We start from the raw sequence: 11,144 nt of genomic DNA, 5'->3' as shown, positions 1-11,144 counted from the left end.
CTGGGGGACGGGCCCGTCCCCCAGGGCGCCGCGCGGCACCCGTCAGGCGGAGGCCGCGAACCGGTGGGTGCCCGACCCGACGGCGAAGACCGCGCAACCGTCGTCCTGCCGCAGGAAGACCGCAGGGCCCCGGCCGGCACTCCGCTTGTCTCCGCCCGGTACCCACACCTCGGCGGTCGTGTTCGCGGGCAGCGCGACCCGCAGGGCGAAACCGTCCGCGTCCTTCTTCCAGCGGGTGGTGACCGGCCCGTACCGTGAGTCGAACCGCCCCTCGGCCTGAGTCACCCCGCCGCCCGGCCGCGGCCGCACGATGATCTTCCGGAAGCCGGGGGCGCCGGGAGCGATGCCCGCGATGTTCGCGTACATCCATTCCCCGACCGAGCCGTACGCGTAGTGGTTGAAGGAGTTCATCCCGGCGTCCTGGAAGCTGCCGTCCGGCCGGATCGAGTCCCAGCGCTCCCACATGGTGGTGGCGCCCCGGTCGATCTGGTAGCCCCAGCTCGGGAAGGTCCGCTGCAGCAGCAGCCGGTAGGCGACATCCGTGTGGCCGGTGTCCGTGAGCACGGGCAGCAGGCGTGGGGTGCCGAGGAACCCCGTCGACAGGTGCCAGCCCTTCGCCTCGATGAGCGCGACGAGGTGGTCCGCCGCCGGCCCGCGATCGTCCTCCGCCAGCAGATCCATGGACAGGGCCAGCACATAGGCCGTCTGCGTCTCGCCCTTCACCCGCCCGCCGGCCGACACGTACGCCGAACGGAACGCGTCGCGCACCCGGCCGAAGAGCGTCCGGTACGGTGCGGGGTCCTTGCCCAGTGCCTCGGCGGTCCGGGCCACGAGATCGGCGCTGTGGGCGAAGTAGGCCGTGGCGATCACGTCCTTGGGCGTCTCGTCCTCGATGTTGAGCCAGTCGCCGAACCCGTCGGCCGGGCGCAGCAGCCCTGTGCTGTGCGCCTCCAGATACTCCAGCCACTTGAGCATCGAGGCCCAGGACTGCTCCAGCACCCGCACGTCGCCGTACGCCTGGTAGAGCGCCCAGGGCACGGTGACTCCGGCATCACCCCAGCCCGCCGCCCCGTTGCCGACGTTCGGGAGGTCAGGGGCGACATGGGTGAAGGCGCCGTCGGGGGTCTGGGCATCGCGCAGGTCGTAGAGCCACTTGGTGAGGAAGCGCGCGGACTCCATCGTGTACGAGGCGGTCGGAGCGAACACGTTGATGTCGCCGGTCCAGCCGAGCCGTTCGTCGCGCGCCGGGGTGTCCGTCGGTATGGACAGGAAGTTGCCGCGCTGCCCCCAGGTGATGTTGCTGTGGAGCTGGTTCAGCATGGGCACATCGGTCGTGAAGTCCATGGTGAACGGTGCCGAGGTGTGGATGACACGGCCCACGACCGCGTCCCGCCCCGGCGTGCCCGGGTAGCCCGTCACCTCGACGTAGCGGAAGCCGTGGAAGGTGAAGCGGGGCTCGTAGGTCTCGCGACCGCCACCCTTGAGCGTGTACGTGTCCGTGGCGCGCGCCGTGCGCAGGTTGGTCGTGTAGATGGTGCCGTCCGGGTTCAGTACTTCCGCGTGCCGCAGTCGCACGGTTGTCCCGGCCGGACCGGAAACGGAGAGGCGCGCGGCGCCCACCATGTTCTGGCCGAGGTCGAACACGAACACACCTGGCTTCGGCTCAGTGATCTCACGGACCGTCAGTTCACGCTCTACCCGGCAGGCGCCGTCCACTTCGGCCACGAGCTCCGCTGTGACCCCGTCGACGCGGTCGGCCGCGAGCCAGCCGGACGCGTCGAAACCGGCACGGGTCCATCCGTCGGTCTCCAGCCGGGCGTCGTACTCCTCGCCCGCCATGAGGTCCGCCCCGGTCACCGGCCCGGCCGCGGTGAGCCAGTCGGTCCCCGACACCACGCGCTCGGTCGAACCGTCGGTGTAGGTCACCTCCAACTGGGCGAGTGCGGCGGGCCTCTCGCCGTACTGATGAGGTCCGAACCAGGCGATGTTCCCCGCATACCACCCGGTCGCCAGTGTGATCCCGAGTGCGTTGCCGCCCGGCGCCAGCAGACCGGTCACGTCGTACGTCTGGTACTGGACCCGCTTGTCGTAGTCCGTCCAGCCCGGGGCGAGCCGGTCCTCGCCGACACGCTCGCCGTTGAGGGACACCTCGTACAGCCCGAGGGCCGTCGAGTACAGCCTTGCCCGCGCGACGCGCTTGCGGCCCAGCCGGAATTCCCGGCGCAGCTGGGTGGCGGGAGAGTACGCCACCACCACCTTTCCCCAGGGACCTGAGCCCCAGCGGGCCAGGACCTTGGCGGCGGGCCAGGCGGAGTCGTCGTAGCTGCCGGAATGCCAGTCTCCCGACGGTTCCCCGTCGGTGGCCCGCCAGTCGGCGCCGGTGACGACCGTGGTCGTACCGTCCGCCGTCGTCAGCTCCAGCGCTCCGAGAAGCCCCGCAGGGCCGGCTACGGCGTTCGTCGCCGACACGGCGATCACCTGGGCGCCGGGAGAGAGGTGCGCCGTCACATCCACGAGGACGGGACGCTTCCAGTTCTCGGCGGGGCCGTCGGCCTCGGTGTGCGCCACCTGCACGCCGTTCACCCGTGCGGTGAACCCGTCGTCGGCGCTCATGACCAGACGGGCGCGGGTGACACCCTCCGGAACCTCAACCCGGCCGCGGAACCACCGTGTGGCGGCAGGCGCCTCGGCGGTGGGATCCCCTTCGGGGAACCAGATCCACGAGGCGTCGTCCAGGGCGGGAGTGCCGGTCAGCGCGGCGGGCGCGGCGATCCACCCGGCCGACCAGTCCGAGTCCTCCAGGAGCCCGGTCTCCCACCAGGACGGCTCACTCCACGCGGAGGCCCGGCCATGCGTGTCCCAGACCCGTACGGACCAGAAGTAGCGAGTGCGGGACACCGGCTCGGGGCCCGCGTACGGAACCAGTAGGGACTGCGCGGACTCGACCTTGCCGCTGTCCCAGACGTCGGGTTTCCCGAGGCGGTCGGGGGCGGTGGCCACGCGCACCTGATAGGCGGTCTGGGCCGTGCCTGGATCGTCCGACTCGGCGGGCCAGCTCAGCCGTGGACGTGGGGTGTCCAGGCCCAGCGGATGGCGCACGTACTCGACGGTCGGCTCGGTGACGCGAGCCCGGCCGGCGGCCCCCTGCGCCTGCCCGGACGCACCGGCGGCGGGTGAGGACACCGCGGCGAGCGCGGCGGTGGCGGCGGTGGTGCTGAGCAGTCGTCTTCTGCTGATCACAACGCGGCTCCGTAACGATGCGGGGATGAATCGTTTCAGTTCCGGTGAAACTAGGGTTCTGACTGGTCCCTGTCAAGAGTTCTTTCGTGATGGTGCCATTTCTGGCTTGATGGTTGAAGTCTGCTGCGTGCGGCATTGACGCCCTTGCGTGGGCGGGTCTATGTTCGCTCGCAGGAGGAGTTGAAACCTTTCACGCGGTGGGCCGAATGGGCCTGCCCCGGTACCGATCGTTGCGCTGTCCGGCTGACACGGCTCAGGCCCGCCGGGGATGTGGACGAAAGGTCAGGTGTTCGCACTTCGCGGACCTGACGGGTCCGTGAACCGCTCCTCCATCTCAAGGGAGAACGCATGCGCCTGCGCGCCCACTGGGCACCGGCCGCTCTACTGCTGATCGCCCCTCTGATCGGCACCACCACGGCCACGGCCGACACCGGCGAGACTCTCGTGCCGGTGCAGAAGTCGGCCCGGGCCGTGCCCGGTCAGTACATCGTCACCCTCTCTCCTGAGCAGAAGCCGGCCGCCATGGCCGAGCAGCTCGGGGTCAGCGTCCTCTTCACGTACAGCAAGGTCCTGCACGGTTTCGCCGCTTCGCTCACGCCCGCGCAGCTCGACGAGGTGCGCGGCGACGCGGGCGTCCAGGCCGTCGAGGAGAACAGCGAGGCATCCGTCTCGCCGCCCGCCGCCAAGTCGGCGGGGAAGCGGGCCGTGGCGGGGAGCTGGGGGCAGGACCGCATCGACCAGCGGAACCTGCCGCTGGACGGCACGTACGACGTGGACGGTACGGGCCAGGGCGTGACGGCGTACATCCTCGACACCGGCATCGAATCCGCCCACAGCGAGTTCGGCGGCCGGGTGGGCGCCGGGTACGACGCGATCGGCGACGGCCGGGACGGTGAGGACTGCAACGGCCACGGCACGCACGTCGCCGGAACCGTGGCCGGTGCGACATACGGTGTCGCACCCGCCGCCTCCCTGGTGCCGGTGCGGGTGCTCAACTGCGAAGGTTCGGGCACATGGGCCGGGATCATCGCCGGCCTCGACTGGATCGCCCAGAACGCCGAGCAGCCGGCCGTGGTCAACGCCTCCCTCGGCGGGCCCGCGTCGTCGGCCGTCGACGACGCGTTCGACGCGCTCGCGGCGGAGGGCACCCTGCCCGTGGTCGCGGCGGGCAACGAGAGCCAGGACGCCTGTGACGTCTCCCCGGCGCGCGCCGACGGTGTGCTCGCCGTGGGGGCGAGCGACGACCAGGACCGGCAGGCGACGTTCAGCAACTGGGGTACCTGCGTGTGGCTGTACGCCCCGGGCGTGGACATCGTGTCCGCGAACCTCGGCGGCGGTTCGACGACGCTGAGCGGAACGTCCATGGCCAGTCCGCACGTCACCGGTGCGGCGGCTCTCTACAAGGGGCAGAACCCCGACGCGACGCCGCAGGAAGTCGCCGACTGGCTCGCCACGGAGGCGACCCCGGACGTCCTGACGGGTCTGGGCTCCGGCTCGCCCGACCGGCTCCTCCACACCGGCGGTCTCTGACCTCCGGCCGGCTCCATGGGAGCGGGGTCCGCGTTCTGCGGGCCCCGCTCTTCGCTGTGCCGTGGAGCAGGACCTTTCCGGCGGCTTACAGCGGTGCGCAAAAAACTTACATCAATTACGGTCTTCTTTCATCAGTGCGACCTCTGGCACTCCACGTTCCGAATGCGCCTCATAAGGCGTCCTTTGTGGGTCCCTGCTCAGCTCCGTCGTGTTCCGGTTTCTGTCGCAACCGTGGACGCTCCTTCGCATCTCTGCAACTCTCTGACCGCTAAGCGCAAAACTCAGCTCAGTGTGTGCAGAAAGTGTTGATGCAGAGCTGAACCGACAGAGCCGCACCCTCGGCGTCTTCCGCGCCGAGGCTGAAGATCGGGGATCTATGCGAGCCCAACGCTGGAGATCGCGGGCCCTTTCCGCCGTGATCACGACCAGTCTTCTGATGATCGGATGGCCGTCGCTCACCGCCGCGGCGGCCGCCGGCCCCAACATCGCCGCAGGCCGGGCCACGGCGGCGAGCAGCGCGGGCAGCGAGTACGTCGCCCGGAACGTGACGGACGGCAACCAGGCGACGTACTGGGAGGGGACGGGCGGCACACTGCCCCAGTGGGTGCAGACCGACCTCGGCTCCGCCGCCAGGGTCGACGAGGTGACGCTGAAGCTCCCGGCGGGCTGGGAGAGCAGACAGCAGACCCTGTCGCTCCAGGGGAGCGCCGACGGCACCAGCTTCTCGACCCTGAAGACCTCGGCCGCGTACACCTTCGGTCCCGGCACGTCGAACGAGGTGAAGATCTCCTTCCCGGCCACGCTGAGCCGCTTCGTGCGGGTGAACATCACGGCCAACACGGGATGGGGCAACGCCCAGCTCTCCGAACTGGAAGTGCGCGCGGCGGGGGAGTCGTCGGCGAATCTCGCCGCGGGCCGGACGCTCAAGGCGAGCAGCCACACCGAGACGTACGTGGCTGCCAACGGCAACGACGGCAACCGCGCCAGCTACTGGGAGAGCAGGAACAACGAGCTCCCGCAGTGGATCCAGGCGGACCTCGGCTCCTCGGTCCGGGTCGACCGGGTCGTGCTCCGGCTCCCCGACGGCTGGGAGCAGCGGACCCAGACGCTGAAGATCCAGGGAAGCGCCGACGGCTCGGAGTTCAGCGACCTGACGGCCTCCAAGGCTTACACCTTCGGTGCCGCGAGCGGTCAGTCGGCGACGATCACCTTCGACGCGACCACGACCCGCCACGTGCGGGTACTCGTGACCGCCAACTCCGTCCAGCCGGCCGCCCAGCTCTCGGAGCTGGAGATCTACGGGCCGGGGACCGGGGACACGCAGGCGCCCACAGTGCCCTCCGGGCTGGCCTTCACCGAGCCGTCGACGGGGCAGATCAAGCTGACCTGGAATGCGTCGTCGGACGACACCGGTGTGACCGGCTACGACATCTACGCCGGCAACACGCTGCTGACCGGCGTGGCGGGTGACGTCACCACGTTCACGGACACCCGTCCGGCGAGCGAGACCGTCTCCTACTACGTCCGCGCCAGGGATGCTGCGGGCAACCAGTCGGGCAACAGCAACACCGTGACCCGGACGGGCGACTCAGGCGACACCCAGGCGCCCACGGCCCCCTCCGGGCTGGCCTTCACCGAGCCGTCGACCGGGCAGATCAAGCTGACCTGGACGGCCTCTTCCGACAACAAGGGCGTCACCGGTTACGACATCTACGCCAACAACGTGCTCCGCAGGAGCGTGGCCGGCGATGTCACCACCTACACCGACACCCAGTCCGCCGCCACCACCGTCAGTTATGTGGTGCGGGCCAAGGACGCGGCGGGCAACACGTCCGGTGCCAGCAACACCGTGACGCGCAACGGATCCACCAGCGCCGCGTCGAACCTCGCCGTCTCCAAACCCATCACCGCCTCGTCCGTGGTCCACACGTTCGTCGCGGCCAACGCCAACGACAACTCGCTCACCACCTACTGGGAGGGCGCCGGCGGAAGCTACCCGAACACCCTGACCGTCAAGCTGGGTGCCAACGCCGACACCGAGAGCGTCGTCGTCAAACTCAACCCCGACAGCAGCTGGGGCGCGCGCACCCAGAACATCCAGGTACTCGGACGTGAGCAGGACGCCACCTCGTTCACGAACCTGGCCGCCGCCAAGGACTACGCGTTCAGTCCCGGCACGGGCAACACGGTGACGATCCCGGTCACCGCCCGGGTGGCCGACGTCCAGCTGAAATTCACCTCCAACACCGGATCCGGCGCCGGTCAGGTCGCCGAGTTCCAGGTGCTGGGTGCTCCGGCCCCCAACCCGGACCTGCAGGTCTCGGCAGTCACCTCGTCTCCGGCGGCGCCCGTGGAGTCGGACGCCATCACGCTGTCGGCGACCGTACGCAACACGGGCGCGGTCGCCTCGCCCGCCGGCAAGCTGGACTTCGAGCTCGGCGGCTCCAAGGTGGCCACGGCCTCGGTCGGCTCCCTCGCCGCAGGCGCCTCCGCCCAGGTCACCGCCGGCATCGGAGCGCGCGACGCAGGCAGCTACACGCTGGGCGCGGTCGTCGACCCGGCGGGCGAGATCATCGAGCAGAACGAGACCAACAACCGCTTCACCAGCGGCGCTCCACTGGTCGTCAAGCCGGTCTCCAGCTCCGACCTCGTGGCGGGCGCGGTCACGACCTCCCCGTCGGCCCCGTCGAACGGCGACACGGTCACTTTCTCCGTCGCCGTCAAGAACCAGGGCTCGGTGGCCTCCGCGAGCGGCAGCCACGGGATCACCCTGAGCCTGATCGACTCCAAGGGTGCCACGGTGAAGACACTCACCGGTGCGCACAACGGAGCCGTCGCGGCCGGTGCGACGACCTCACCGGTCTCCCTCGGCACCTGGACGGCCGCCAACGGCTCGTACACGGTGAAGGTGGTGCTCGCCGACGACGCCAACGAACTGCCGGTGAAGCGCGAGAACAACACCAGCACCGAGTCGCTCTTCGTCGGACGCGGCGCCAACATGCCGTACGACATGTACGAGGCGGAGGACGGCGTCGCGGGCGGCGGCGCAAAGGTGGTCGGCCCCAACCGGACCGTCGGCGACGTCGCGGGCGAGGCGTCGGGCCGCAAGGCGGTCACCCTCGACAGCACCGGCAACTACGTGGAGTTCACCACCAGAGCGACCACCAACACCCTGGTCACCCGGTTCTCGATCCCGGACTCGGCGGGCGGCGGCGGCATCGACTCGAAGCTGAACGTCTACGTGGACGGTACCTTCCTGAAGGCCATCGACCTCACCTCGAAGTACGCCTGGCTGTACGGGAACGAGACCGGACCGGGCAATGACCCCGGCTCGGGCGCACCCCGTCACATCTACGACGAGGCGAACGTCATGCTGGGCAAGAACGTCCCGGCGGGCAGCAAGATCCGGCTGCAGAAGGACGCGGCCAACACCAGCGCGTACGCCATCGACTTCGTCAGCCTGGAGCAGGTCTCCCAGGTGGCGAACCCGGACCCGGCCACCTACACCGTGCCCGCAGGCTTCACCCACCAGGACGTCCAGAACGCCCTGGACAAGGTCCGTATGGACACCACGGGAACCCTCGTGGGCGTCTACCTGCCGGCCGGTGACTACTCCACCTCCAGCAAGTTCCAGGTCTACGGCAAGGCCGTGAAGGTCGTCGGTGCCGGGCCCTGGTTCACCCGGTTCCGGGCCCCGTCCACGCAGGACAACACCGACATCGGGTTCCGTGCCGAGGCCAGTGCGAAGGGTTCGTCGTTCTCGAACTTCGCGTACTTCGGCAACTACACGTCCCGTATCGACGGACCGGGCAAGGTGTTCGACTTCTCGAACGTCTCCGACATCGTGATCGACAACATCTGGAACGAGCACATGGTGTGCCTCTACTGGGGCGCCAACACCGACAACGTCACGATCAAGAACTCCCGGATCCGGAACATGTTCGCCGACGGCATCAACATGACCAACGGCTCCACGGACAACCACGTGACCAACAACGAGGCACGGGCCACGGGCGACGACAGCTTCGCGCTGTTCTCGGCGATCGACGCCGGGGGCTCGGACATGAAGAACAACGTGTACGAGAACCTCACGTCCATCCTCACCTGGCGGGCAGCGGGTGTGGCCGTGTACGGCGGCTACGACAACACCTTCCGCAACATCCTCATCGCCGACACCCTGGTGTACGCCGGGATCACGGTCAGCTCGCTGGACTTCGGCTATCCGATGAACGGATTCGGGACCGGCCCCACGGCTATCGAGAACGTGTCGGTCGTGCGGTCCGGCGGCCACTTCTGGGGAACGCAGACCTTCCCCGGGATCTGGCTGTTCTCGGCCTCGAAGGTCTTCCAGGGCATAAGGATCTCCCACGTGGACATCGTCGACCCGACGTACAGCGGGATCATGTTCCAGACGAACTACGTGGGAGGACAGCCGCAGTTCCCGATCAAGGACACGGTGCTCACCGACATCTCGATCACGGGCGCGCGCAAGAGCGGCGACGCCTTCGACGCGAAGTCGGGCTTCGGGCTGTGGGCGAACGAGCTGCCGGAGGCGGGGCAGGGCCCTGCCGTCGGTGAGGTCACGTTCAACGGGCTGAAGCTCAGCGGCAACGCCCAGGACGTGAAGAACACCACCTCCACCTTCAGGATCAACATCAATCCGTAAGGGTTCGGAGGCAGTGCGGCGGGGTGTTTCCCGGGTTCCGGAGGGGGCTCGGGGGGCACCCCGCCGCGCGTAACCGCTTGCAGCGGTAAGTCTGTCTCTTGCATGCATCAACCCCGGAGATCGGTGGTGGCCCTCCCGGGTGGCCCGCGTGGCGGTGGCAGGTCAGCCCGCACAGCGTGCCTGGATCGGCCCGTAGGGCCGCACAGAAGTGTTCTGTGGGTGCGTCGGACCGCTCTCACTGGACGTCTCGTCACATGCGGAGTGCTGTCAAACATTTACGAAAACTGCGCGAGATATTGCGCTCGCTTGTCGCCGGTGGTTGAGTGTGCCGCGCCCCGGCAGACAGTCGGCCGGGTCTTCCGTGCTCATGCCCGAAGGGGACCATCGATGAGAAGTGCTGGGTTTCGCCGTACCCGCCGTGCCTCCGCGGCCGCCGTTGTCACCGCGCTCGCCCTGACCGCCCTTGCCTCCTGCGGCACGAGCAGCAGCGGCGACGGGAACGACGACTCCGGCAGCGGATCGTCCGATCCGTCGGCGCCGCTCGACCCGAAGGCCAAGGTGACGCTGTCGATCGACTGCATGCCGCCGGCCGCGAAGGCCGCGGAGCTGCGCGAGTGGAACGAGGACATCAAGACGTTCAACAAGCAGTACCCGAACGTCAAGATCAACGGGAAGTCGACGCCGGGCCAGTGCCTGGAGCCGCCGCGCTTCACGGCCATGCTCAAGGGCAAGTCACAACCGGACGTGTTCTACGCCTACTTCACCGACCTCCAGCAGGTGCTGGACAACGACGGCGCCGAGGACATCTCCGCGTACGTCAACGACACTTCCGTGCCCGCGCTCAAGGACATCCAGCCCCAGGTGCTCGATGTCGCACGCAAGGACGGCAAGCTCTACGCGCTGCCGACCAGCAACTACACCATGGGCCTCATGGTCAACCGGAAGCTGTTCACGCAGGCCGGGCTGGACCCCGACGCCCCGCCGGCGACCTGGGGCGAGGTCCGCGCCGCGAGCAAGAAGATCGCGGCACTGGGCAACGGCATCGCCGGATTCGGCGAGTACAGCGCCGGCAACAACGGTGGCTGGCACTTCACCGCCACGCAGTACGGCCTGGGGGGAGACGTCGTGGACACGAGCGGCAAGAAGGCCGCGTTCAACGACGACAAGGGCAAGCAGGTCCTCCAGCAGCTGCACGACATGCGCTGGGAGGACGACAGCATGGGTAAGACCCAGCTGCTGAAGTGGGGCGATCTGCAGAAGCAGATAGCCACCGACAAGCTCGGCATGTTCCTCGCCGCGCCCGACGACATCACGTACATGGTGCAGCAGCTCGGTGCGAAGTACGAGAACTTCGGCATGGGCCCGATCCCCGGGGCCGAGGGCACGCTCTTCGGCGGGAACAACTACATGATCAAGAAGGGGAGTTCACCCGACAAGATCAAGGCCGCCGTCGCCTGGCTGAACTTCCAGAACCTCACACCGAAGAAGGGGCAGTTCGACTGGGGCCGCAGGAAGGCCGACAACCTCCCCGTCGGACTTCCGCAGCCCAACTTCTTCCTCGGCGGGAGCAAGACGACGGACGACGCCGAACGCGTCGCCAACGCCACGATGCCCGTCGAGAACTTCAAGGCCTTCATGGACAAGCCCGTCCAGGGCAAGGCCGAGCCGCCGAAGGCCCAGGAGATCTACAAGATCCTCGACAACGCGA

General features: G+C 68.6%; 4 protein-coding genes. 3 read left to right on the top strand and 1 reads right to left on the bottom strand.

Annotation, left to right across the window (positions count from 1 at the left end):
* Positions 1-42: 42 nt before the first annotated feature.
* The gene (locus ACFWFI_RS34855; protein WP_387398274.1) at positions 43-3,240 is read right to left on the bottom strand and encodes an alpha-L-rhamnosidase; all 3,198 of its coding nucleotides are present in this window, start codon (positions 3,238-3,240) and stop codon (positions 43-45) included.
* A gap of 348 nt (positions 3,241-3,588) precedes the next feature.
* Here ACFWFI_RS34855 and ACFWFI_RS34850 point away from each other — a divergent pair, with 348 nt between their 5' ends.
* From ACFWFI_RS34850 to ACFWFI_RS34840, 3 genes are all read left to right on the top strand, one after another.
* Positions 3,589-4,770 carry a S8 family peptidase gene (locus tag ACFWFI_RS34850; RefSeq protein ID WP_387398272.1) on the top strand — a complete coding sequence of 394 codons (1,182 nt, stop codon included), beginning with the start codon at positions 3,589-3,591 and terminating at the stop codon, positions 4,768-4,770.
* A gap of 376 nt (positions 4,771-5,146) precedes the next feature.
* Positions 5,147-9,436: a discoidin domain-containing protein gene (locus ACFWFI_RS34845; protein WP_387398271.1), complete on the top strand. Its 4,290-nt coding sequence runs from the start codon at positions 5,147-5,149 to the stop codon at positions 9,434-9,436.
* 387 nt (positions 9,437-9,823) lie between these two features.
* A partial coding sequence (locus ACFWFI_RS34840; RefSeq protein WP_387398269.1) for an ABC transporter substrate-binding protein occupies positions 9,824-11,144 on the top strand: 1,321 nt, incomplete at its 3' end.

Origin of the sequence: Streptomyces sp. NPDC060209, from assembly GCF_042728155.1 — a bacterium.
Lineage (GTDB): Bacteria > Actinomycetota > Actinomycetes > Streptomycetales > Streptomycetaceae > Streptomyces.
This window is presented reverse-complemented; position numbering and strand designations above follow the sequence as displayed.